The 23339-nt window shown below is 73.0% G+C and carries 23 protein-coding genes and 1 pseudogene; 12 read left to right on the top strand and 12 right to left on the bottom strand.

The window, feature by feature from the left end:
- Window positions 1-38: 38 nt before the first annotated feature.
- A complete protein-coding gene (locus EAD96_RS02530; RefSeq protein WP_043325166.1) occupies window positions 39-401 on the bottom strand; it encodes a hypothetical protein in 363 nt (120 codons plus the stop codon).
- Window positions 402-561: 160 nt separating this feature from the next.
- On the opposite strand from EAD96_RS02530, the gene EAD96_RS02535 reads away from it, so the two are divergent.
- Together EAD96_RS02535 and EAD96_RS02540 are read left to right on the top strand one after the other, a co-directional pair.
- Window positions 562-1176 carry a dihydrofolate reductase family protein gene (locus tag EAD96_RS02535; RefSeq protein WP_121683122.1) on the top strand — a complete coding sequence of 205 codons (615 nt, stop codon included), beginning with the start codon at window positions 562-564 and terminating at the stop codon, window positions 1174-1176.
- Between the two features lie 47 nt (window positions 1177-1223).
- A complete protein-coding gene (locus EAD96_RS02540) occupies window positions 1224-2117 on the top strand; it encodes a hypothetical protein (RefSeq protein ID WP_121683123.1) in 894 nt (297 codons plus the stop codon).
- A gap of 2 nt (window positions 2118-2119) precedes the next feature.
- Here EAD96_RS02540 and EAD96_RS02545 read toward each other — a convergent pair whose 3' ends face one another.
- Genes EAD96_RS02545 through EAD96_RS02570 form a run of 6 tightly spaced genes read right to left on the bottom strand, consistent with a single transcriptional unit; the run spans window position 2120 to window position 4952 of the window.
- On the bottom strand, window positions 2120-2656 hold the full coding sequence (locus EAD96_RS02545) for an SUKH-4 family immunity protein (protein WP_120570784.1): 537 nt from the start codon (window positions 2654-2656) through the stop codon (window positions 2120-2122).
- Window positions 2653-3198, bottom strand: a complete 546-nt coding sequence (locus EAD96_RS02550) for an SUKH-4 family immunity protein (RefSeq protein ID WP_121683124.1) — start codon at window positions 3196-3198, stop codon at window positions 2653-2655. The genes EAD96_RS02545 and EAD96_RS02550 overlap by 4 nt, the downstream gene beginning before the upstream one ends.
- The gene (locus tag EAD96_RS02555; RefSeq protein WP_120570782.1) at window positions 3195-3722 is read right to left on the bottom strand and encodes an endonuclease; all 528 of its coding nucleotides are present in this window, start codon (window positions 3720-3722) and stop codon (window positions 3195-3197) included. Before EAD96_RS02555 ends, EAD96_RS02550 begins: the two co-directional genes overlap by 4 nt.
- Window positions 3715-4209, bottom strand: coding sequence for a hypothetical protein (locus tag EAD96_RS02560; protein WP_120570781.1), 495 nt, complete (start codon window positions 4207-4209; stop codon window positions 3715-3717). Before EAD96_RS02560 ends, EAD96_RS02555 begins: the two co-directional genes overlap by 8 nt.
- Window positions 4210-4212: 3 nt before the next feature.
- Window positions 4213-4542: a hypothetical protein gene (locus EAD96_RS02565; protein ID WP_091423449.1), complete on the bottom strand. Its 330-nt coding sequence runs from the start codon at window positions 4540-4542 to the stop codon at window positions 4213-4215.
- Window positions 4539-4952, bottom strand: coding sequence for a YbaB/EbfC family nucleoid-associated protein (locus EAD96_RS02570; RefSeq protein ID WP_121683125.1), 414 nt, complete (start codon window positions 4950-4952; stop codon window positions 4539-4541). Before EAD96_RS02570 ends, EAD96_RS02565 begins: the two co-directional genes overlap by 4 nt.
- Before the next feature lie 178 nt (window positions 4953-5130).
- On the opposite strand from EAD96_RS02570, the gene EAD96_RS02575 reads away from it, so the two are divergent.
- The 6 genes from EAD96_RS02575 to surE all read left to right on the top strand — a co-directional run bounded on the left by EAD96_RS02575 (window position 5131) and on the right by surE (window position 9899).
- The gene (locus EAD96_RS02575) at window positions 5131-5745 is read left to right on the top strand and encodes an RNA polymerase sigma factor (protein ID WP_120570779.1); all 615 of its coding nucleotides are present in this window, start codon (window positions 5131-5133) and stop codon (window positions 5743-5745) included.
- On the top strand, window positions 5738-6649 hold the full coding sequence (locus EAD96_RS02580) for a CU044_5270 family protein (protein ID WP_121683126.1): 912 nt from the start codon (window positions 5738-5740) through the stop codon (window positions 6647-6649). Before EAD96_RS02575 ends, EAD96_RS02580 begins: the two co-directional genes overlap by 8 nt.
- Before the next feature lie 70 nt (window positions 6650-6719).
- A complete protein-coding gene (locus EAD96_RS02585; RefSeq protein WP_121683127.1) occupies window positions 6720-7673 on the top strand; it encodes an FAD-dependent oxidoreductase in 954 nt (317 codons plus the stop codon).
- A 209-nt stretch (window positions 7674-7882) separates the two neighbouring features.
- Window positions 7883-8095 carry a hypothetical protein gene (locus EAD96_RS02590; protein ID WP_121683128.1) on the top strand — a complete coding sequence of 71 codons (213 nt, stop codon included), beginning with the start codon at window positions 7883-7885 and terminating at the stop codon, window positions 8093-8095.
- A 42-nt stretch (window positions 8096-8137) separates the two neighbouring features.
- A complete protein-coding gene (locus EAD96_RS02595; RefSeq protein ID WP_233585377.1) occupies window positions 8138-9079 on the top strand; it encodes a 1-phosphofructokinase family hexose kinase in 942 nt (313 codons plus the stop codon).
- Window positions 9069-9899 (top strand): 5'/3'-nucleotidase SurE, encoded by an 831-nt coding sequence (surE, locus tag EAD96_RS02600; protein WP_121683129.1) that lies wholly within the window; start codon window positions 9069-9071, stop codon window positions 9897-9899. The genes EAD96_RS02595 and surE overlap by 11 nt, the downstream gene beginning before the upstream one ends.
- A 52-nt stretch (window positions 9900-9951) precedes the next feature.
- On the opposite strand, the gene EAD96_RS02605 is transcribed toward surE, so the two are convergent.
- Window positions 9952-10179: a hypothetical protein gene (locus tag EAD96_RS02605; RefSeq protein ID WP_120570774.1), complete on the bottom strand. Its 228-nt coding sequence runs from the start codon at window positions 10177-10179 to the stop codon at window positions 9952-9954.
- 68 nt (window positions 10180-10247) lie between these two features.
- Window positions 10248-11075 carry an alpha/beta fold hydrolase gene (locus tag EAD96_RS02610; RefSeq protein ID WP_121683130.1) on the bottom strand — a complete coding sequence of 276 codons (828 nt, stop codon included), beginning with the start codon at window positions 11073-11075 and terminating at the stop codon, window positions 10248-10250.
- 96 nt (window positions 11076-11171) lie between these two features.
- Between EAD96_RS02610 and EAD96_RS02615 the strand changes: the two genes are divergently transcribed.
- The gene (locus EAD96_RS02615; protein ID WP_120570773.1) at window positions 11172-12206 is read left to right on the top strand and encodes a sigma-70 family RNA polymerase sigma factor; all 1035 of its coding nucleotides are present in this window, start codon (window positions 11172-11174) and stop codon (window positions 12204-12206) included.
- Between the two features lie 30 nt (window positions 12207-12236).
- Here EAD96_RS02615 and EAD96_RS31395 read toward each other — a convergent pair.
- Window positions 12237-12470, bottom strand: a pseudogene (locus tag EAD96_RS31395) (hypothetical protein); the annotation flags it as partial.
- 242 nt (window positions 12471-12712) lie between these two features.
- Between EAD96_RS31395 and EAD96_RS02625 the strand changes: the two are divergent.
- Window positions 12713-13204, top strand: coding sequence for a winged helix-turn-helix domain-containing protein (locus EAD96_RS02625; RefSeq protein ID WP_120570772.1), 492 nt, complete (start codon window positions 12713-12715; stop codon window positions 13202-13204).
- Window positions 13205-13355: 151 nt separating this feature from the next.
- Here the strand turns inward: EAD96_RS02625 and EAD96_RS02630 are convergent, their stop codons facing one another.
- Window positions 13356-17753, bottom strand: coding sequence for a S8 family serine peptidase (locus EAD96_RS02630; protein ID WP_121683131.1), 4398 nt, complete (start codon window positions 17751-17753; stop codon window positions 13356-13358).
- Window positions 17754-18012: 259 nt separating this feature from the next.
- Between EAD96_RS02630 and EAD96_RS02635 the strand changes: the two genes are divergently transcribed.
- The gene (locus EAD96_RS02635) at window positions 18013-18564 is read left to right on the top strand and encodes a winged helix-turn-helix domain-containing protein (RefSeq protein WP_120570770.1); all 552 of its coding nucleotides are present in this window, start codon (window positions 18013-18015) and stop codon (window positions 18562-18564) included.
- 255 nt (window positions 18565-18819) lie between these two features.
- Entirely contained in the window at window positions 18820-22050 is a 3231-nt protein-coding gene (locus EAD96_RS02640; protein WP_121683132.1) for an Ig-like domain-containing protein, read from the top strand.
- Between the two features lie 62 nt (window positions 22051-22112).
- Here the strand turns inward: EAD96_RS02640 and EAD96_RS02645 are convergent, their stop codons facing one another.
- A complete protein-coding gene (locus EAD96_RS02645) occupies window positions 22113-23159 on the bottom strand; it encodes a zinc-dependent alcohol dehydrogenase family protein (RefSeq protein ID WP_121683133.1) in 1047 nt (348 codons plus the stop codon).
- Window positions 23160-23339 lie beyond the last annotated feature (180 nt).

Here is a 23339-nt window from a genome sequence, read left to right on the forward strand (position 1 = left end):
CGCGCGCCGGGCGGGTGCGATCGCCCGCCCGGCGCCGGTCAGGCCGGCCGGTTCTCCGCCCGGAACTCGTGGACCACCTCGATCGGCCCGACGATGTGCCGGTTGAACTCGTCGAGCTCCTCGGCCGGCACCCACAGCTCCAGGATGTCCCGGCCACCCACCTGCCGGACCGGGTAGCGGGCGGCGAACGCGCGCTCGACGTGGAAGCGCGTCACGTAGCCGGCGCCGGACGCCGGCACGTTCCAGTCCCGGGCGATCATGACGGCGTACTGCTCGTTGAGCACCGGGTAGAAGATCGGCTGGTCCGGCAGCCGCGGCGGCCAGGCCCGCCAGCCGGAGGCGCGGACGAGGTCGAGCTCCCGTGGGCCGGTCGGGCGCCACAGCGTCGTCGTCTCCGTCATCACGTACCCCCTTCTGCCACGGTCGTGGCACGGTACCGGCGGCGCGCCGCGACCGGCCATCGGGTTTCGGCCGCAGAATCGACAGCGGGTGCGATGAGTTCGCGAAGCCTCGGCGGTCCACCCGTCGACATCCCCAGACAGACAGGTAGGGAGCACCGCGATGGCCACTGTCATCTCCACGCTGTTCATCTCGGCCGACGGTGTCGCCGAGATCGACCCCGACTGGCACTTCCCGTACTTCGACGACAACATGGGCCGCGCCGTCACCGAGGACTACGACACGTCCGACGTCCTGCTGATCGGCCGGGAGACGTACGACAGCTTCGCCGGCGCCTGGCCCGACCGGGAGGCCGCCGGCGGTGAGGACGCGCCGTTCGCCAAGCAGCTCGGCGACATGCGCAAGGTCGTCGTCTCGCGCCAGCCGCTGGAGTTCTCCTGGCGCAACTCCGAGCTGATCCAGGGTGACCTGGTGGACGCCGTGCGCGCGCTCAAGGCCGACGCCGGCATCAAGGGCATCCTCATCCCCGGGTCGATCTCGGTCGTGCAGCAACTGCTCGCCGCGGGCCTGGTGGACGAGCTGCGGCTGCTGGTGCACCCCGTCGCCGCCCGCAAGGGCCGCCGGCTGTTCGACGAGGGCGACGCGCCGTACCACCTGCGGGTGGCCGCGACCGAGGCGTACCCGACCGGCGTGATCCGGGTGATCTACACCCCGGCGCCGGCGCCGGGCGCGGTCGGCTACGACGACGTCAAGGACCAGGTGCCGGCCGGGAGCTGACGACCACGGGGCCGCGGCGGGCCGCTGTGTCGTGAAAGGATCCGCCGGTGCGTCGCGCTCCGCTGCTGCTGATCCTCGCGGCGGTGTCCGCCGTCGCACACGTCGTCGGCGTCCTGGTGGCCGCCCCGCTCTGGCGCGGCGCCGAGGTGCTGAGCCTGGCGCTGCTGCTCGGCTACGCCGTCGCCGCCGGACTGCCGGCCCTGCGCTGGGCGGTGCCGGCGGCGCTCGTACCGCTGGTCGTGGACGCGGTCCGCACCATGCCGGCCGAGCCGGGCGCGGGGGACTTCGGCTGGACGGTGTACGGCAGCGGCGACAGCGGCTTCGACGTCACGGCCGGCTTCGACGCGGCGTTCGCCGGCAGCTGGGCTGCGCTGGTCGCGGTGGCGGTGCTGCTGGTCGCGTTCCGGGGCCGTGGACGGCGCCGGCACCTGATCGCCGCGGCGGTCGCCGCCGCCCCCGTCCTCGGGTACGCGGCCGTCCGGGTCGCCGACGTCGGCGCCGCCGTGGCCGCGAGCACCCGGGTCGTGGAGGTCCGCACCGAGACCACGCTGACCCGGGTGGGCGGCCCGGCGTACGACCAGGCCGACGCCGTGCCCGCGCTCGTCCTCGCGGTGCTGCCGCCGCTGGCGCTCGCACTCGCCGCGCTGGCGCTCGCCGCGCTGCTGGCCGGGCGGGGCCGGCGGCTCGCCGTGACCGGCGCGGCCCTGCTGACGGTGCTCGCGCTGCCGCTGCTCGACGCGGCGCTGGCCGCGGTGCCGCATCCGTTGGACGCCGACGGCACCGCGCTGTTCGCCTGGTACGCCATCACACCCACCGCGGCGATGCCGCAGCCGGTGGCGGCGCTGACGGCGGCGGTGGAGCTGACCGCGTACCTGCTGCTCGTCGCGGGCCTGACCCGTTCGCGCCGTGCGGCGGTGCCCGCACCGGCGGCGGCCGGCTGACGTCAGGCGGTCGACTCCAGCTCGTCGAAGGCCATGTTCCACCACGACTCCGGATCCGCGAACGCGACCGGGTCGACCGGGCGCAGGTCGTCGCGGATCGCTGCCGCGCGCGCGGCCCGCTCCCGCCCGCCCGGGTCGGTGGCGATGAGCTGCCCGAGCCGGTAGAGGAACTCCACGAACGCGGCGAACGTGCTGTTCACCGTCTCCAGGTTCGGTGTCTCCAAATCCAGCAGGATCACCGCGCCGGTGCCCGCGTCCAGGCAGAACAGCAGCGCCGGATCCTCCGGGGAGGCGCCCAGCACGACGTACGGCCGGGGGCCCTGGTCGCCCAGCTCGATCGACAGCGTGGAGAACAGCTCGACGTCGGGTACCGAGACGTCGACCGTGAACAGGATCGGCACCTCGACCGGAAGCGCCCCGTCGGGCGGGAACACCTCCGGCCCGAGCGGCCCGAGGATCGCGTCGAAACGCTGGTCGGGGAAGTAGATGACGCCCCGCTCACCCCAGAGTGCGGTGAGCTGCTCCCGGGTGACGGTCACGGCTGCGCCTCGTCCTCGTCCACGTCGTCCGACTCGTCGAGCAGGCCCTGCCGGTCCAGGAACGCGTACCACCCGTCGTCGTCGGTGACCAGCTCGGCGTAGCCGGGGCCGAGCACGTAGTAGTGCACGAACGAGTCGAGGTCTGGCGCCAGTTCCTCGAACGCGTCGCCCATGAACCACTCGGTGCCGGTCGGCGGGAAGTACCAGACCGCGCCGGTCGCCCGCTCCAGGAAGATCGGCTCGTCGCTGCGGGTGCCGACGACCAGCCAGCCGGTCTTGTCCTGCGGGATCGGGGAGAAGTCGGGCGCGTAGTCGAGGAAGTACTGCACACCCGCGAGCCGGCCGGCCGAGGCCAGCTCGAACGCGCCGGCCCGCAGGCCGTCGGCGGCGAGCAGCAGGTCGCGCAGGCCCGCCGGCAGGTCCGCCGGCACGTCACCGGCGTCGGCCGGGTCGCCGATCTGCCCGTACGCGAGACTGGCCGGCTCGTCGGCGGCCAGGTCGGCGCGGAGTTCGGCGAGAAGCTGCGCGAGATCGGAAGTCAATCCACTACCTCTATTCGGATCGGGGTTCCGTCCGGCAGATTCTGGATCTGCCCCCAGATCTGGGAGCCGATGTCCGTGTTGGTTCTACCATGCAGCAGCTTGAGGTTGTCGACGGTGTCCGGCCCGCCGAGCTGCAGTTCCCACACGTGGTCGGGATGGTAGTCGCTGAGCCGTTGACTGAGCCGGTTGGCGAGGTCCTTGTCGTGCGGCCAGTACTTGTCCCAGATCTTCTGCCGGATCCGGTCCTTGTATCCGTCGGTGATGCTCTTGTCGCGCTGCACCGGGTTGGTGGCCTTGTAGAGCTTGCCGGAGTCGCTGAGCTTCTTCAGCGCGGCCATCTTGCGCCGGAACTGGGCGGTGGCGTGGAAGTCCCGGCGCTCCACCCGCACGACCTTCGTGGGCAGGCTGTGGTTGGGCCCGGTGACCCGGACGATCGGCTTCTCCAGCTTCTCGACCGCCTTGCGGACGATCTTGCCGGCCGCCGGTTTCGCGGCGGCGCCCCGGCCGCGTTTCGGGCTAGGCATCGAGCAGTCTTCCGATGACCTGGTCGATCAGCGCGCCGACGATCTCCCGGGTGATGATCTGGAAGATCGGGATCTCGGCCAGCGAGGCGCCGAACGTGACCACGGCCGTGGCGATGGCCTGGGCGACCTGGAACGCGAGGATGGCGAGCTGCACGATCACCGCGATCTTCAGCGCCAGCACGATCGCCGCGCAGATGATCAGCCCGGCGCCGAGGAGCATGGCCGCGGGCATGCTGTCGTGCAGCACCAGCGGCCCGTTCTGCTCGCCGCCCCACCACTTCTGGAACGCGGCGATCGCCGGGCCGACGTTCTGCGTCCAGACCTGCGCGGCCACCGCGTCCGCCTCGCCGGCCGCCGCCCCGATCCGGCCGCCGAACTCGAGCCACGCCTGGCCCATCTCGAAGAGCTTCTCCTCGTCGGCCTGCGGCCAGGTGTAGCCGATCCAGCCGAGCGCGGTGATCAGCTCACCGGGTAGTTGCAGTCCCACGGCTCACCCCAGCCCGCCGGCCAGCGAGCGCATGGTGCCCGCGCCGTCCTCGTCGACCCGCTCGTACGCGTCGGCCATCCCGGTGATGTCGGCGCCCGCCGAGGTGAACTCGTCGGCCGCCATGCCGACGCAGTCGAAGATGTAGTTCGCCACCTCGGTGTAGGCGATGCCGATCAGCGAGCCGATGTCGTCGGCGCCCCACGGTTCGCCGTAGCCCTGCATCCGCGCCTCGAACGCCTCCAGCTCGCCGTTGAACCGCTTGGCGAGGTCGGTGACGCCGCGCCCGGCGGCCCGGATCAGCGGCGGGTGCACCTCGAAGCCGTCGCCGCTCATCGCTGCCCGCCGCGCGCCAGCCGCTCCTGCGCCTCGGTGAGCGCGTCGAGGAACGACCCGAGCCGGGGTACGGCGGTGTCCCGCACCTCCTGCAACTGCTCCCGCAACTGCGACATGTCCGCGACCTGTGGCGCCGGGCCGGTCCGCAGCCCGTCGATCGCCGCGTTCACGGCGGTGACGACGTGCGCGGTCAGCTCCTCGGAGGCGAGCCGCATCAGCCGCGGCTCGACGTGCAGCGACTGGAGCTTGCCGTCGTGCCCCATCTCGGCGCGTACCTGCCCGTCGGCGGCCTCGCCCACCGCCGGCGTCTCCGCCTCCTCCGCCGGCGGCGGACCGACCGTCCGAAGTGCCGCCATCGTCGCGTCGAGCATGCGGGTGAAGTCGCCGCTCATCGAAGGATCCGCACTCATGAGACCTCCCCAAGGCCAAACGCCACGAGCGTAACCGAGAGGGACAAAGCGATTCCGCCCCGTACGACCGCACGGTCCACGACGGACCGCCCGACCGGCCTACCGTCACGGGCGTGAACCGTCCGGACGCGAGCAGCGGACAACAGGTGACACGTCCCCACTCGCCGAAAGGCCGCGCATGAGAAGACTGAGACGGGCGAAGGATGTCGACGTCGGCGCGCTCACCGACGCCGAGGTCGTCGCCCGGTCCGTGCGGGAGCCGGAGACCTTCGCCGCGATCTTCGACCGGCACGCGCCGCACATCCACCGCTACCTGGCGCGCCGCCTCGGCTCCGCGGCCGCTGACGACCTGGTCGCGGAGACGTTCCTCGCCGCGTTCCGGCGCCGGGACCGGTACGACACCGGCTGCCCGAGCGCCCGCCCCTGGCTGTACGGGATCGCCACGAACCTCGTCGCCCAGCAGCGGCGCACCGAGGAACGGGAGTACCGGCTGCGGCAGGCGTACCACCCGGCGACGTCCGAGGCGTCCCCCGCCGACCGGGTAGCCGCCGAGGTGACCGCGCGGTCGCTGCGCCGGCACCTGCTGGACGCGCTGGCCGGGCTCGCCGACGGGGACCGCGACGTGCTGCTGCTCGTCGCCTGGGAGGACCTGACGTACGAGGAGGTCGCCGCCGCGCTGGCCATCCCGGTCGGCACCGTGCGGTCCCGGCTGAACCGGGCGCGCCGGCTGCTGCGGGAACGGCTCGGCGGCGAACCGGCCGACACCATCGAGGAGGTACTGAGCAATGGATGAGATGAGACTGCTCCAGCGGCTCGGCGACGAGACCGAGCTGCCGGCCGGCGAACGACTCGGCGCCGCGCGTACCCGGTTGGTCGGCGCGCTGACCGCGACGGAGGCCGCGCCGGTTCGGAGGGCGCGACGGCCGGCCTGGCGGCTGGTCCTCGCCGGCGTCGCGACGGCGTCGGTGGCGGCGTCGCTCGCGGCGGTGCTGGTGCTGGCGCCGGACCGGATCGGCGGCAGCGCGCCGGCCGCCCGGGCCGACGCCCGGCAGGTGCTGCGCGACGCGGCGGCGGCGGCGTTGCGGCTGCCGGACGTCGAGCCCCGGCCCGACCAGTTCGTCTACACGCGCTCGCAGGGCGGCGCGGAGCTGCGGGAGAGCTGGGCGTCGGTGGACGGGACCAGGGACGGCCTGGTCGTCGAGTACCCGCCGGGCGGCCGACAGGAATACGTGCTCCCCGGCTGCCGGGACGGCCGCGCGAAGGGGTACAAGGGTCAGCAGCTCATGCCGGGCACCGAGCCGTGCGTGCCGGAGCCCGCCTACGATCCCGCCGTGCCCACCGACGCCACCGCGATGCGCGCCTACCTGGACAAGCACCGCAGCGGCGAGCCCGGTGACGTCAACGCCGCCGCCAAGGACGTGCTGTTCCTGCTCAACGACTCGTACCTGAGGCCACGGTCGCGGGCCGCGCTGTTCGAGGCCGCCGCCGCGACGCCGGGCCTGAAGGTGGTGGAGAAGGCCACCGACGGTGCGGGCCGCTCCGGTGTGGGCGTCAGCTGGTCCTCCCCGGGGAACCCGGCCCTGATGGTGATGGTGTTCGACCCGCAGACGTACGCGTTCCTCGGCGTGGGCGGGGAGGCGGGCACGTCCGCGGTGCTGTCCGTCGCGGTCGTTGACCGGGTCGGCCAGAAGGGCTGAAGCCCGCCGGGCGGGTCGCCTCCCTGGGCGGCCCGCCCGCTCCGGTCGTGCGTCCGGGGCCTGCGCCATCATGGGCGTCATGACGAAGGCGGACGTGGTGGTGGTCGGCGGCGGGGTGATCGGGATGACGACAGCGCTCACGCTCCAGCGGCGGGGCGCACACGTCACCGTGCTGACCGCCCACGACCCCGCCGACACGGTGTCGACGGTGGCCGCCGCGGTCTGGTACCCGAGCCACACCGAGGAGGATCCCCGGGTGCTGCGCTGGGCCCGGGACACCCACGCCGAGCTGCGCCGCCAAGCGGCCGACGGCGTGCCGGGGGTGGTCGACCGGCCCACCCGGATGTGGCTGCGCCACCGCTACGCCGGGCCGCCCTGGTGGGCCGACGCCTGCGGCGACCTGACGGCCGAGCCGGCGGAGCCGCCGTACACCGCGCTGCTGCGGTTCACCGCCCCGTCGGTGGAGATGACCGGCTATCTCACCTGGCTGCGGCAGTGCCTGGAGGCCGGCGGCGGGCGGGTCGTCCGTCGCGCGCTGGGCACGCTCGCCGAGGCGTACGAGTTCGCGCCGGTCGTGGTGAACGCGACCGGCCTGGCCGCCGGCCGCCTCGCCGCCGACCCGGCCGTGTACCCGGCGCGCGGGCACGTCCTGCTGGTGGCGAACCCCGGCCTGACCGTCTCGGTCCGCGACGAGGACGACCCGGCAGGCATCACGTACGTGCACCCGCGCCGCCACGACGTGGTGCTCGGCGGCACCTACGAGGCGGGGGTGGGACACACCCGCCCCGACCCGGAGGAGGCGGCGGCGATCCGGCGCCGGTGTGTGGCGCTGGTGCCGCAGCTCGCGGACGCGCCGGTGCTGGGGGAGCGGATCGGGCTGCGCCCGGCCCGGCACGGCGGCCCCCGGGTCGAGGTGGACGCGGCGGACCGGCGGCTGGTGCACGCGTACGGGCACGGCGGCGCGGGGGTGACGCTGTCCTGGGGCTGCGCCGCCGAGGTCGCCGATCTCGCCCTGAGTGTCTGACCGTCGCGGCGCGGGCGGCCCCCCGCCGGAGCGCGCGGGCGGGACGCGAGTGACCTGTCCGCTCAGGCGCGCGGGCTGGCCACTGACTGACCAGGAGCAGCGCGGCGTGGACCGGTCAGGAATCGAGAAGCGTCGCGCGGCTGGGCGGACCTAGCGTTTCCGGCACGGGCCTCCCACCGGGGCGGCCACCGGGGAAAGGTCGTCGACCCATGGACACGCGCATCCGTCAGCTGCACCGCTGGTTCTCCATCGCCTTCACCGTGACCGTCGTGGTCACGTTCGTGGCGCTGGCCCAGAAGGACCCGATCGTGTGGGTCTCCTACGTGCCGCTGCTCCCGCTCGCCCTGCTCCTGATCAGCGGCCTCTACCTGTTCGCGCTGCCGTACCTGCGGCGTCACCGCGCCGCCGCACGTCCGCGCTGACCTGGGGGATTACCGGGGCCGGTCAGCGGGCAACACTGGCGGATGGACCAGAAGGTGATGGTGTTCGCCCCGGCCCCGCTGTTGACGGTGACCATCGAGCAGCAGGGCGAGGCGACCGAGCTGCATCTGCACCCGGGCGGGCAGGGGGTGTGGCAGACCCGGATGATCGCGGCGCTCGGCGTACCGGTCACGATGTGTGTGGGCCTCGGGGGAGAGGTCGGCGACGCGGTCCGCAAGCTGCTCGACGACGAGGACGTCACGGTACGGGTGGTGCGGCGGGAGTCCGGCACCGGCTGGTACGTGCACGACCGGCGCGACGGTGAACGGACCGAGATCGCCGAGCACCCGGGCGCGCCCATGGTGCGGCACGACATCGACGAGCTGTACACGGTGACGCTCACCGAAGGGCTGCGCGCCCCGGTCAGCGTGCTCAGCGGACCGGCCGACCCGCGTGTGGTGGACCCGGACATCTACCGCCGGCTCGCCGCCGACCTGAGCGCCAACGGCGGGACGGTGGTGGCGGACCTGTCCGGGCCGTACCTGGAAGCGGTGCTCGACGGCGGCGTGAGCGTGCTGAAGGTCAGCCACGAGGAACTGCTCGACGACGGCTTGGCCAAGGACGACAGCGTCGAGGCGCTGCGCGACGCCGGCCGCCGCTGCCAGGAGCGCGGCGCGCGGACGGTGCTGATCAGCCGGGCCGGGGAGCCGGCGCTGGCACTGCCGGAGGACGTCGAGCCGCTGCTGGTGCACGCCCCGCCGCTGGAGCTGGCCGACCACCGGGGCGCCGGTGACTCGATGACCGCCGGGGTCGCGGCGGTGCTGGCCCGGGGCGGGGACATGCGGGAGGCGCTGCACGTCGGCGCCGCCGCCGGCGCGTTGAACGTGACCCGGCACGGGCTCGGCACCGGCCGGGCCGAGGCGGTACGCGAACTGGCCGGCCGGGTGCGGCTGACCCCGCTGGACGGCGGCGACCATGACGGCTGACCGGCCGCCCCGGGTGCTGGTGACGAACGACGACGGCGTGCACGCCCCCGGCATCCGCGCGCTGGCCCGGGCCGCGTACGAACGAGGGCTGGACGTGGTGGTCGCGGCGCCGGAGGCCGAGGCGAGCGGGATGAGCGCGGCGCTGTCGGCGGTGACCGAGGACGGGCGTCTGGTGTTCCGCGAGACCGAGCTGGACGGCCTGCCCGACGTGCCCGCGTACGCGGTGGCCGCCTCACCGGCGTATATCGCGGTGCTGGCCGGCCTGGGCGTGTTCGGGCCGGTGCCGGACCTGCTGCTGTCCGGCATCAACCGAGGCGCGAACGCGGGCCACGCGGTCCTGCACTCCGGCACCGTGGGCGCGGCGCTGACCGCCGGCAACAACGGCATCCGCGCGCTCGCCGTGTCGCTCGACGTGCTCACCCCGGCGGCGGCGAGCGCCGGCAGCGGTGGCGCGGCGATCGCGGTGCTGGACAGCGTGGACGACGAGTCCCGCCACTGGTCGACCGCCGCCGAGCTGGCCGGGACGCTGCTGCCCTGGCTGGCCGGCGCGCACCCGGGCACCGTGCTCAACCTCAACGTGCCCGACCTGCCGGCCGATCGGGTGGCCGGGCTGCGCCAGGCGACGCTGGCCCCGTTCGGTCAGGTGCAGGTGTCGGTCGCCGAGCGCGGTGAGGGCTTCGTGCGTACGGCGGTGGAGGCGAACGCGGTCCGCGCGGTCCCCGGCACCGACATCGCCTGGCTGGCCGACGGGTACGCGGCGGTCACCGCGATCCGGGCGCTCGGGCACCTGCCCGACGTGGAACTGCCGGTCGACGGCTGAAGACGGCTCCGCCCCGCCACAGTGGTACGGATGGCGGGGCGGAACCGGTCGTTCACTCGCCGGCGGCGCGCCTGCGGTCGGCCTCGGCGTCGGCGGCTCCCACCGGGGTGCCGTCGCTGTCCCGGTCGGCCCGGGACAGGTCCACGTCGGCGCCGGCCCGGGCGGCGTCGGCGGCCGCGTCGTCGGCGCCGACGACCTCACCGCCGCCGGTCTGTCCGTCGTCGGGGACCAGCTGCCCGGCGGCGGCCAGCCCGATCGGTGCGTACCTGGGGTCGGTCATCTCGTCCTCCTCACCGGTGCTCCTGTGCAAGCGGTACCCCGGTACGGGACGCGGCACACGCGCGGGGGTCAGCGGCCCCGGTCGAGGAAGTCCAGGGTGACCGCGGCGAACAGCGGCGACTGGTCGATGTCGTAGTGGGTCAGGCCCGGCAGGATCGCCAGCGCGTGCCCGCCCGCGGGCCGGCCCTCGCCCGTCCAGCCGCCGTCACGCCGACCGCCGTCGAGCAGCCCGAACACCTCGACGAAGTGGCTCGGCGGGGCCATGTCGGCGTCGGCGGCGACGACGAGCGTCGGCACCCGCAGGGCGCGCACCTGCTCGGTGAAGTCGAAGTCCTTCCGCATCGCCTCGCCGATCTTGTCGAGCAGCCGGGGGAAGTCCTCCGGACGGGGCGCGACCCGCTGGTACAGCTCGTACATCGGGGTGCCCTTCATGTACTCGGCGGCCGCGGCGTTGACCTGGCCCTGCTGCGCCAGCAACTCCGGGTGGACGGCGTCGCGGCGGATGTGCGCGGACGCCGCGACCAGCCGGCCGACCTTCTCCGGGTGCCGGAACGCGGTGTGCAGGGCGACGCCGCCGCCGAGGGAGAAACCGACCACGTCCGGCCGGTCCAGGCCCAGGAGGTCGATCAGCGCGGCGACGTCGTCGGCCATCAGCGCCATGTCGAGCGGCCGGTCCACGTCGGCGGTGCGGCCGTGCCCCTGCAGGTCCACCAGGATCACCTGGTGCTTCGTGGTCAGCGCCGGCAGGATCGGCGCGAACATCTCACCCGAGGTGAGGCCGCCGTGCAGCAGGATCATCGGCCGGCCTTCGCCGTGCGTCTCGTAGTAGAGGTGCACGCCGTTGACGTCGGCGTACCGCCCCGGGGCGTGGGTCTCGTCGCGCTGCGCTGTGGTCATCGGTGCTCCTCGGACGTGGTGACCTGACCACTGTTGGACCGGGCGGGCGGGGCGTACTCATCGGCACGGGCTCGAACGTGCTCGCGTCGACGCAGCATGTGGGCTAGTTTCAGCCAGGTGAGCGAGGTGGCGAGCGTCCCCGTCGAGGCGCAACTCGAGGCGTACCGGTCGGAGCTGACCGGCTACTGCTACCGGATGCTGGGTTCGGCCTTCGAGGCCGAGGACGCGGTGCAGGACACCTTCGTCCGGGCCTGGCGCAACTTCGACAAGTTCGAGGGGCGGTCCGCGCTGCGGACCTGGCTCTACCGGATCGCGACGAACGTCTGCCTCACCATGTCCACCAGCGCGCAGCGCCGGATCCGGCCGATGGACCTCGGTCCGGCGGGCAGCGGCACCGCCACGCACCCCGGCGAGCCGCGCCCGGAGCAGATCTGGCTCGGGCCGGCGCCCGACGACCGGGTGCTGCCCGAGGTCGCCGACCCGGCCGAGGTGGTCGCCGGCCGGGAGTCGGTCCGGCTGGCGTTCGTCGCGGCGTTGCAGCACCTGCCGCCGAAGCAGCGGGCCGTGCTGATCCTGCGCGAGGTGCTGGCCTGGTCGGCCCAGGAGGTCGCCGACCTGCTCGACACGTCGGTGGCGAGCGTCAACAGCGCGCTGCAACGGGCGCGCGCCACGATCGCCTCGGCCGACACCGAGGCCGACGTGCGCCGGCCGCTGGACACCGAGCAGCAGGCGCTGCTCGCCCGCTACGTGCGCGCCTTCGAGGCGTACGACCTGGCGGCGCTCACCGCGCTGCTGCACGAGGACGCGACGCTGTCGATGCCGCCGCTGCCGCTGTGGCTGCGCGGCCCGGAGCACATCGCGGCGTGGATGGCCGGCACCGGCAGCGGCTGCCGCGGCTCCCGCCTGGTGCCGACCGCGGCCAACGGGATGCCGGCGTTCGGGCACTACCGGCGCGACCCCGACGGCTCAGGCCACGTGCCCTGGGCGCTGATCGTGATCGGCGTCTCCGGCGGCCGGATCACGTCGCTCAACAACTTCCTCGACGTCGACCGCCTGTTCCCGCTGTTCGGGCTGCCCGCCCGGCTGGAGGAGGGCGCCGGCCAGCCCGAGCAGGCCGGCCAGCTCGCGTAGGTCGTCGCCCGCGCCGCGTACCTCCATCCGCCAGCCGAGCCGCCGGGCGGTCAGGCGCATCCGCGCCAGCACCTCGACCGTGACGAGGTCGGGCGCGGTCACCGCGGACACGTCGCACACCACCACGCCCCGGTCGCGGCCGCGCAGCGCCTCGGCCAGTTCGGCGCAGCGGGCCGCGATGTCCGCGCGGGTCGGCGTCCCGTCGGCCAGGCAGAGCATGTGCGTGATCACACGCATTGGACCGCCGTACGTCCCGGCTCTCATCGGTACGCGCGCGGCCCGCGCAATTTGCCTCGAACACCTTGTTGCAGGCAGTTACATCGACGTTAACTGCTATACCAATCATCGGTGCTCGGCTATATGATCCCGGTAGTTCACCCCGAAGCCTCACGAAACTGCAGCTCCCACACCCCTCGGGTCGAACTCCGCAAGCCAGGTGCCTCCGCAACGTCGTGCCTGGCGACCGCCCGGCGTTGTGGTTCGGCCTGCCGGAAAGGTGGGAACGGATGACAGGGCTCCCGTCCTTGGTCATCGGCATCGCGTCCTCGTCGGCCGAGCGCCGGCAGCTCGCCCAACTGCTCGGCGGCACCGAGTCGTTCCTGATCGTGTCCAGCGCCCATCAGGCCCGCCGCTTCCTGGACCTGGTACGCCGGCCCGCGCTCGCCCCGGCGCCGCACCCGCCCGCGAGTGACGAGGCGCCGGCCGAGCCGCCCGGACGGGATCTGGCCGTCGACTCCGACCGGCGGGTGCTGCGCTGGCGGGAGCGGGAGATCGGGTTGACGCCGCTGGAGCACGACCTGATCGTCTGCCTGACCGGCACGCCCGGCCAGGTGTGGACGTACGCCCGGCTGCACCGCGCCGTCTGGGGCAACGACCACCTCGGGCGGCGCTCCGACATGCACTCCGTGGTGCGCCGCCTCCGCCGCAAGCTGGGCCGCCTGGACGCCCCCGCGACGATCCACGCGGTGCGAGGCGTAGGTTTCCGCCTCACTCCCTGACGCCCCCCTTCTCGCCGTCGATCTTGCACTTGCGTCCCTCGGGGTGGGGTATTTGTGTGCCTTGCCGGGGCGGTAAGTGCAAGATCGCCGGGAACGTGGGACGGCCCGCCCGGTGTGTGTGCGCCGGGCGGGCCGTCCTTCGGGTGCTGGGTCAGCAGCGGGTGGGGGAGAGGGTGAAGTCCTCAACGGTGGGCGTGCTGCTGTTGATCTTCGTCTGGCGCGTCTGGGGCTTCCAGCCGTCCTTCGCGACGATCAGCGTCAGCGGGTTGTTGCGCCGGTCCATCCAGTAGGCGTACCGGCCCTCGGCGTCGGTGGTGAACGTGTACGAGTTCGCCCAGGAGTCGACCTGCACGGTCACGCCCGCCAGCGGCGCGGTGGCGCCCTGGCAGCTCTTGCCGGAGACCGTGCCGGACAGCTTGCCCCAGGTGGTCGGCGGCTGCGCGATCATGGTGACCGCCACCGGCTCCACCGTGTACGGGGTGTTCTCCTTGATCACCACGGACGCGGAGTACGTGCCGGGCTGGTCGACGTTCGCGGTCATGCCGACCGTGACGGTGACCTTCTCGCCCGGCGCCAGCGTGACCTTCGACTTGTCGACGGTCAGCCAGCTCACGTCGGCCGCGCCCTCGGCGCACTCGCCGAAGCCGGGCAGGACCTCGCTGTCCTTGGTGGCCGTGAAGCCGCCCGACGAACCGCCGACCTTGTAGAACCCGCAGGCCGCGCCACCCCGGTAGCGGGGGGCGTTGGCGTTGGGCAGGTTGGCCCACGAGTCGGTCGCCGGGTCGAAGGCGAAGCCGGCGTTGGTGATGGCGCCACCCTGCGACCCGCCGACGACCAGGAGCTTGCCGTTGGCGACCGCGTACGAGGCGGCCCAGCTGTCGGCCGGCGCGTCCGGGATGGCGGTCCAGGCTCCTGCACCCGGGTCGAAGGCGTAACCGACCTTCTGCGACGTGGTTCCGTCGTTGCCGCCGGTGCAGTAGACGGTGCCGTCGATCCCGCCGCAGGACAGGAACGCCACCGACTTCGGGTACGCCGGCAGCGTCTCCCAGGCGTCGGCGCCCGGGTCGTACCGGACCACCGAGTTGGCCATCGGCGTGCAGCTCGCGGTGGTGCAGCCGCCGATCGCGTACAGCTTGCCGCCCGCGACCGCCTGGCCGGCCGCCGCGCGCGGCGCCGGGTTGTCGGCCTTGCGGGTCCACGTGTTCGCCGCCGGATCGTACGAGAAGGTGGCGGCGTCCGGACCGGCGGCGCCCCAGCCCCCGGTGGCGATGATCTTGCCGTCGATCACGCCGACCGTCATGGCGTTACGCGCGCCCGGCAGGTCGGCGATTCCGGTCCACGCCTGGGTGATCGGGTCGTACCTGTAGTTCTTGGCGCTCGACGCGGTGCCGTCGCCACCGGCGATGGAGTAGACGGTGCCGTCGACGTTGACGACCCGGTTGTCCATCACGTTCGCCGGGTAGCCCGGGATGGTGGTCCAGGGGTCCGCCTGGGGTGCGGCGGCGGTGATCGCGTTCGACGACTTGCCGGACGAGCGGGCCGCGAACGACGTGGCGGCGGTCAGCCGCTGGACCGGCGCGCCGGTGGAGCCCAGCAGCGCCTGCTCGGACAACTGGGTGCCGTCGGCCCGTTGCAGCACGAACCCGCCGTCGCGCTCACCGAACTCGGCGGTGACCGGGGCCCCGCCGGTGTTGGTCACGGTGAAGGTCTTGCTGACCTTCCCGCTGGGCATCCGGACCGTGCCGGTGATCGAGGTCGGCTTCACCGACAGCCGGCCGGCGGCGAGCTGGAAGTTGGCCGTGGTGGCCCAGTCCTCCTCGACCGCCACCTGCTTGGTCTGGCTCACGTAGTTGCCGGCGGCGGCGGTGAACGGGTGCGTCCCGGTCAGCGACGAGAACATCCAGTAGAAGCCGTCGGGCAGTTCGGTGTCGTCCGGCGTGGCGACTGTGGTGGCCTTCTCCGCCGGGCGGTCCTTGCTGGTCACCGTGGCGCCGTTGACGTAGCCGTTGTCGTTCTTGTCGCGGACGTGGCCGAGGACGAGGCCGCCGTTCACCGGCTTGCAGACGAGCTTGCTGCCGATGAGCACGTTGTCGACCTGCCACCACCATTCCCAGCTCGCCTCGTAGTAGTGGAAGCGCACCCGCACCTGCGACTGGCCGGCCGCCTGCGGGATCGGCACCTCGGTCACCCGCGGGCCGCGCACGTCGGCGGCCTGCCGGAGCACGTTGCTCCACGTGGTGCCGCCGTCCAGGCTCAGGTCGACGTCCGCGCGGTCGCTGTTGAGCCAGTTGTAGTCCTGGTTGAACCGGATCACCGGCGTGGTCACGCCGGTCAGGTCGACCACCGGGCTGACCAGCGACGTGTCCTGCCGCCCGCCGCTGCCGTAGTTGTCGCTGTCGATGATGGCGAAGTTGCCGCTGCCGCCGGTCAGGTTGCCGCGCTCACCGGCGTCGGTGAACTCCCAGACCTGGCCGGTGCCGGCGTTGTCCACCACGGTCCAGCCGTCCGGGACACCGGTGCCGTCGAACGTCTCGTACTCGCCGTCGGAGCTGACGGTGTAGCCGGGGGCCGTGGTGCACGCCTCCGGGTTCGCCTGCACCGCGATGTTGGCGGTCACGTTGGCCGTGCCGACGGTGACCTCCTTGGTGGTGGTCAGGTAGCCGGCGTACTGCGGCTCGACAGTGAGCCGGTACGTCGCCCCGGACGGCAGTGACAGGCTGTAGCGGCCGGTCGACGGCGTCGTGTAGTCGGAGATCGGCGTGCCCTCGACGCTCACCTTCGCGTACAGCGGCCAGCCGTGCCCGGAACCGTCGGTGACCTGCCCGCTCACCGTGACGCTCGCCACCGCGGTGAGCGCGACGTCGAGCGTGGTGGTCGTGTTCGCGGTGATCGTCGCGGACAGCGTGCGGGTCGCGTACCCGAACGCCGAGACGACCACCTGGTAGTCGCCGGCCGGCAGGAGCGAGGAGTACGTCCCGTCCGCGCCGGTGGTCAGCGTGCGGTCCGCCGGGCCGGTCAGGGTGACGGTCGCGCCGGCGATCCCGGCGCCGGTGGCGGCGTCGGTGACCTTGCCGGCCAGCGTGCCGTTGTCCCCGATGGGGGCGGCGGCGAGCAGCGCGAGCGCGTCCAGGCGGCCCTCACCGTAGACGTTGTTGTCGTCGGTGGTGCCGCCGCACTGCGAGTCGCCCTTGTCGATCGCCGTGTCGTTGAGCAGCGCGCGGGTCGCCGTGACGTCGCCGACCAGCGTGGGCGCCGCCGACCAGAGCAGCGCGATCGCGCCGGCCAGGTGCGGCGCCGCCATCGAGGTGCCGCTGATGCTGGCGTACGAGTTGGTCGGCACGCTGGAGCGCACGTTCACGCCCGGCGCCGAGATGTTCGGCTTGATCTCGCCGTTCTGCCCGGTGCCCCGGGACGAGAAGCTGGCGATGTTGTTGTTGACGTCGTACGCGCCGGCCGAGTAGTTGCTCGCCAGGCTGCCCGGCGAGCCGCTGGTCTGGCAGGACGGGCCGTTGTTGCCGTTGGACCAGACGCCGAAGATGCCGGAGGCGGTCCAGGCGTCGGTGACGTCCTCCATGAACGGCTCGTTCGACGGCGCCGTGGTGCCCCACGAGTTGTTGATGATGTTGGGCCGCTTGCTGGCGTCCGGGTTCTGCCCGTTGAGGTCGGTGGGCTCCAGCATCCACTGCCCGGAGGAGATCAGCGCGGCGTCCGACGGGCAGCACCCGTTCGCGGCGATCCACTTGACCTCGGGGGCGACACCGATCTGGTTGGCCCCGTCGGCGCCGGCCATGGTGCCCATGGTGTGCGTGCCGTGGCCGTCGGTGTCGCACGGCGCGGTGGCGCACTCGCCCGCCGCGTCGAACCAGTTGTAGTCGTGGTCGAAGGTGCCGTCACCGTTGTTGCCCCGGTAGGCGTTCACCAGCGCCGGGTGGTTGAACTGGACGCCGCTGTCGATGCTGGCCACGGTGATCCCGGCGCCCTTGACGCCGTACTGGGACCAGACGTCGTCGGCGTTGATGTTGGCGATGCCCCACTCCAGGGCGTTCGCGGACTTCTCGTCGGTGCCCGGGGTGGTCTCCGGCAGCTTGTACTCCACCGGTGCGTACAGGCCGTCCACCTCGGAGTGGGCGGCGAAGTTCTGCGCCATGGTCAGCGAGCCGTCGGTGACCTTGATGGCGTTCGTCGCCCAGAAGGTCTGGTACTTCGTGCCCGAGCGGTCCAGCTCGGCGCGGATCTTCGACTGGCTGTCGGCGGCGGTCTTCTTCAGCGCCGCGGCGACGGCGGCGCCGCGCTCGTTCCAGTCCTTGATCGCGGCGGCCTTGCTCAGGTCCGCCTTGGCGCCGAAGTGGATCCAGAAGTCGCCCTCGCTCTTGCCCTGGAGCTGGCGGGTGAGTTCGGGACGGATCTTGTCGCCGGCCGACGCGCCCGCGCCGGTCCCGGCCTGTGCCGCCGTGCCGGTCGCGGCCAGCGCGGTGGCCGCGAGCACCAGGGCCGCGCCCGCGCTCACCAGCCGCCGGGCCGGGCCCCATCTGTGTGGACGTCTCAGCATCGGTGCTGCCTCCTGTTCCGATGACCCGCGGATGATCGAGCCATGGCAGAAGGGCCAGGAGACATGCTCTCCCGACTACGACACCGGTGTGAAAAGAACCCCCCAGGCCCCCTAGGCGCCGTGCGGGTCTGCGCCGGACGCCTGAGTGGACACTATGATCGACAGTGACGAACGATCAATGACCGTACGTGAGCAACATGTCACCAACAGGCCCCCGGATCGGGCGGCCTGTTGACAGTTTTTGTCACGGTGGGGCGCGGTGACGACTGACGGCACGAACGCGGCGAACTCCGGCACCGACCCGCCGGAGCACCCCTTCTCGCTCGTCATCGGGGTGACGTCGTCCCCGGCCGAGCGGCTGCGGCTGACCGAGCTGCTGGACGGCGTCGCGCCCCTTCTGATGGTCGCCGATCTGGACGAGCTACGCGAGTTGATCACGGACGCGCCGGCCCCGGCCGGCGCGCCGGCCCGGCCCGTACCCAGGGACAGGCCCGCGCCGGACGGCGCGCTGGTGATCGACGCGGCCCGGTCGACCGCCCGGTGGGGCAACCGCGAGACCGCCCTGACCCGGCTGGAGCGTGACCTGCTGACCTGCCTGACCGCCGAGCCGGTACGGGTGTGGAGCTACGCCGAACTGCACCACACGGTCTGGCACGACGCGCCGACACACGGCCGGGCCGACGTGCAGTCCCTGGTCAAGCGGCTGCGCCGCAAGCTCGACGAACTGGGCACCGGCGTCACCATCGCGGCGGTACGCGGCGTCGGCCTGCGGCTCACCGACCACCGCCACCCCCGGGTACGGGGCGACTGACTCACCCCTCGGTTCCGCTGTGGAAGACCGCACGTCGCGGACCGGGCGGGCGCACGGCCGGACGGTGACAGCCGGTGACCCGATCGGTGGAGCCGCGCTGCCGGTGTGGCCGGAATTGATGGCGACCGGTCGATTACCGGTGCGGCACGTATCGCGAGAGGTCTTTGCCTCCTACGGTGGCGTCCGGCACGCGGACGGAGGGGACTCGGGAATCACCCGAGGGGGCCGTCCCGGCGGACAGGGAGAGTTGTCTCGATGCGAGTTTGGCTTCGCGCGGTGGCGGTGCTCGCCACCGGCGCGATCGTGGTGGCGGGAGTGCCGGCGCTCGCCGCCACCGTCACCGTGCGGGACGCCGGCGTGGCCGGCCAGACCGGCGCACAGGCGACCGGAAGCAGCGCCGCGCTGGGCGCCGCGCGCACCACCGCGACCCGTGCGCTGGTCACCCCCGGGGACACCCGGCTGATGCCGACCACGCCCCGCACCGACACGCCGCGGATCAACAACGGCGAGATCACCGACATCGAGGTGATCGGCAACCGCGTCTTCATCGCCGGCACGTTCACCTCGATCGCGAACGTCGGCGGGTCCACCATCGCGCAGCGGTCCCTGGCGTCGTACAACCTGGACACCGGCAAGGTGGACACCGGCTTCAAGCCGGTCGTCGACGGCGCGGTCGCCGCGGTGGAGGCGTCGCCGGACGGCTCGTCGCTCTACATCGCCGGCTCGTTCAACACGATCAACGGCGTCACCAAGCGCAAGATCGCCCGGCTGAACCCGACCACCGGCGCGCCGGTCGCCGCGTTCACCGCCACCGCCAACGCGCGGGCCACCGCGCTCGCGGTCAGCGGCAACGCCGTCTACGTCGGCGGCCAGTTCGCCACCGTCAACGGGGTCGCCCGCAGCGGCCTGGCCGCGCTCAACCCCACCACCGGCGCCGTCGACACCGGCTTCAACCTGCCGGTCACCGGCGGCATCGGCGTCGGCGGCATGCTCACCGTGCAGCAGCTCAAGCTCACCCACGACCGCAGCAAGCTGCTGGTCGTGCACACCGGCCGCCAGATCGCCGGCCAGGACCGCTACGGCGTGGCCCTCATCGGTACGGCCAACAAGGCGCTGCTGCCGTGGCGTACCCGGCTGTGGGAGGACAACCTCTCCTTCGTCGGCGGCATCCAGCGGGTCTTCGCCGGTGACATCGCGCCGGACGACTCGTACTTCGTGGTCACCAGCGGCTCCGGCGGCGACCGTCCGCCGATCAACGACACCGCCATCGCGTACCCGCTGACCGGTAACGACCACGTCGAACCGCTCTGGATCTCCCGGCACTTCGACAGCATCTACTCGGTCGCGATCACCGACACCGCCGTCTACGTCGGCGGCCACTTCAGCTGGCAGGAGTCGCCCACGTCGAACGTGCCGTGGCCCGGCCTGGACAACGTCGGCTACGGCACCGGCCAGGGGCTCAGCGGCTACGGCCTCGGCGACCAGGTGGTCCGCCGCGACCACCTCGGTGCGCTGGACCCGCTCACCGGCACCGCGCTGGAGTGGAACCCCGGCTCCAACTCGTACGAGGGCGAGAAGGCGATGCTCGCCACCTCGCGCGGCCTGCTCGTCGGCGGCGACGGCAACGTCAAGGGCGGCAAGACCACCGGCCGGGTGGCCTTCTTCGACCTCTCCAAGGAGCCCACGCCGGCGGCGCTGGACACCACTGTCACCACGCCGATCGAGGGTGCGGTGAAGCCGGCCGGCGAGTCGTTCACGATCAGCGGCCAGGCGCTCGCCCTGGCCGGCGTGGCCCGCGTCCAGCTGGAGATCCAGGACCGCAACAGCGGCAAGTACCTCCAGGCCGACCTGACCACCTGGGGCGCGTTCAAGGCGATCAACACGACTGTGGCCGCGCCGAACGCCACCTCCACCACGTGGAGCCTGCCGGTGACGCTGCCGGCCGGCGTCTACCAGTTGCAGGCCAAGACGTTCGACCGCAACGGCGCCGGCGACACCACCAAGGCGGTCAAGAAGATCGAGGCGTTCCGCTTCGACGACCTGCCGCCGACGACCCGGATCAACTCGCCGGCCGCAGGCCTGCTCGCCACGCAGACGTTCGTGGCCTCGGGCACCGCCACCGACGACAAGGGCGTCAACTCGCTCATCTACTCGTTCCGCACGGCGGACAACCGGTACCTCCAGGACGACGGCACGGTCGCCGCGGTCTACAACACCTTCCGCGGCGAGCCGGACGTGATCGGCGCGACGTCCACCTCCTGGCAGTACGAGGTCACGCTGCCCGTCGAGGGGCAGTGGAAGATGACCGCCACCGCCGTCGACACGACCGGGCAGAGCGACCTGCGCGGCGACACCCGCGACTGGACCGTCTCCGCCAACGGCGTACCGCCGACGGTGGCGATCACCTCGCCGGTGGCGATGACCCCGCCGGGCAACCCGGCGCCGTTCACCGTCGCGCCCGGCGGCGCGGTCACGTTCGCCGGTACGGCGAACGACGACGACGCCCTCAAGTCGGTCGAGATCTACCTGCGCAACAACACCACCCGTGAGGCGCTCGCCAGCGACGGCACGTGGGGCGCCGACTCGGTCGCCGGCTACCACCGGATCTCCCCGACGAACCTCGACGCCGCGACGTTCGACTGGTCGTTCACCACGGTGCCGCTCACCCCCGGCGTCTACGACTTCCGGGTACGGGCGACCGACAAGCTCGGCCTGACCACGTCCAGCACCAACATGGGCCGGCTCACCGTCACCGCCCAGGTGCCAGGCGACGCCTTCCCGAACGGGCTGCTCAGCTTCACCGGCACCAACCAGGACATCGACCAGCTGCACCTGGACCTGGCCGGCACCGCCACCGACGACAAGGGGGTCCGGGCGGTCCGGATCGCGCTGCGCGACCTCGACACCGGCCGGTACGTGCAGCCCAACGGCACCATGGCCGCCGCGTTCGCCACAGTCGACGCGACGCTCGCCGCGCCCGGCGCGACCAGCACCGCGTTCACGCTGTCGATCGACCTGCCCACCCGGGGCACGTACAGCGTCGAGGCGTGGGCCGTGGACACCGCGGGTCAGCAGGACAACTCGACGAACGGGGCGACCGCCCGGTACCTCGTCTACCCGGGTGACACCGACCCGACGCTGGAGCCGAGCATCACGCCGGTCGACGGGCAGGCGTACACCGGCGGCCGGATCGTGATCAGCGGCCGGGCGGTGGACGACGGCGGGATGCAGAAGGTCGAGGTGCAGATCGGCAACAGCGCCGGGCAGGGCATGAACTCGGCCGGCACGTTCGGCCGGGCGGGCGCGCCGACCAGCTGGCCGTGGATCGCCACGTTCCTCACCAGCCCGGGCTCGCCGGGATCGAACTTCGCGTACACGTCGCCGGTGATCCCGGCCGGCACGTACACGGTGACGATCCGCGGCATGGACAACCGGGGGCAGTACCAGCAGCCGCCCCGCACCGTCACGGTGACCGTCACCGACTGACCGGACGGCTTCGCGGGCCGGTCCCCGCCGGGTCTCCCGGCGCCGGGCCGGCCCGTGCCCGTTCAGGGACGGATCAGGCACATCCCGGCCGTGGCCGGCCGGTCCATGGTGGCCAGCGCATCCGGCGCGGCGTCCAGGTCGACGGTGCGGGTGACCAGCTCGGCCGGGCGCAGCACCCCGGCGGTGACCAGCCGCAGCATCTCCGGGTACGCGTGCGCCGGCATGCCGTGGCTGCCGCGCAGCTCCAGCTCGTACGCGATCACCAGGTCCATCGGCAGCGCGGGCCGGCCCTGCGCGGCGGGCAGCAGCCCGACCTGCACGTGCCGGCCGCGCCGGCGCAGGCCCTCGATCGACGCCACGCAGGTGGCGTGACTGCCGAGCGCGTCCAGCGACAGGTGGGCGCCCCCACCGGTGGCCTCCCGGATCGCGGCGGCCACCTCGCCGGGACCGCCGAGCGTGCTCGCGTCCACGCACACCGCGGCACCGCTGCGGCGGGCCAGCTCCAGCGCGCCGGGCGACACGTCGACGGCCACCACCCGCGCGCCGCTCGCCGCCGCGACCATGACCGCGGACAGGCCGACGCCGCCGCAGCCGTGCACTGCGACCCACTCGCCCGCCGCCACCCGGCCCTGCGCCACGACGGCCCGGAACACGGTGGCGAACCGGCAGCCGAGCGCGGCGGCTGCCGCCTCGTCCAGCTCGTCCGGCAGCCGGACCAGGTTCACGTCGGCGTGCCGCACCGCGACCAGCTCGGCGAACGAGCCCCACCCGGTGAAGCCCGGCTGGGTCTGCCGCTCGCAGACCTGCTGGTCACCCGCGAGACACGAGGGGCACCGCCCGCACGCGCAGACGAACGGAGCGGTCACCCGGTCGCCGGGCCGCCACCCGCGTACGTCCGCGCCGGCCGCCACGACGACACCGGCGAACTCGTGCCCCGGTACGTGTGGCACTTGGATGTCCGGGTCGTGGCCCTGCCAGCCGTGCCAGTCACTGCGGCACAGGCCGGTCGCGCCGACCCGGACGACCACCCCGTCCGGCGCCGGCACCGGATCGTCCACCTCCCGGACCTCCGGCCGCACCCCGAACCGCTCGAACACCACCGCACGCATGCCCCGATCCTCACACCCCGCCCGCCCGCTCCCCGCGATCTTGCACTTGCGGCCCGGTAGATGTCGCAGATGTCCCATCTGAACGGGCAGAAAGTGCAAGATCGCCGACGAGGGCCGGTCCCAGGCGCGTCATGTCCCCTCGTCACGTATCCCGGGAGCAGCCCTTGATCTTGGTACGAG

The sequence above is a fragment of the Micromonospora sp. BL1 genome (assembly GCF_003667485.1).
GTDB lineage: Bacteria > Actinomycetota > Actinomycetes > Mycobacteriales > Micromonosporaceae > Micromonospora > Micromonospora tulbaghiae.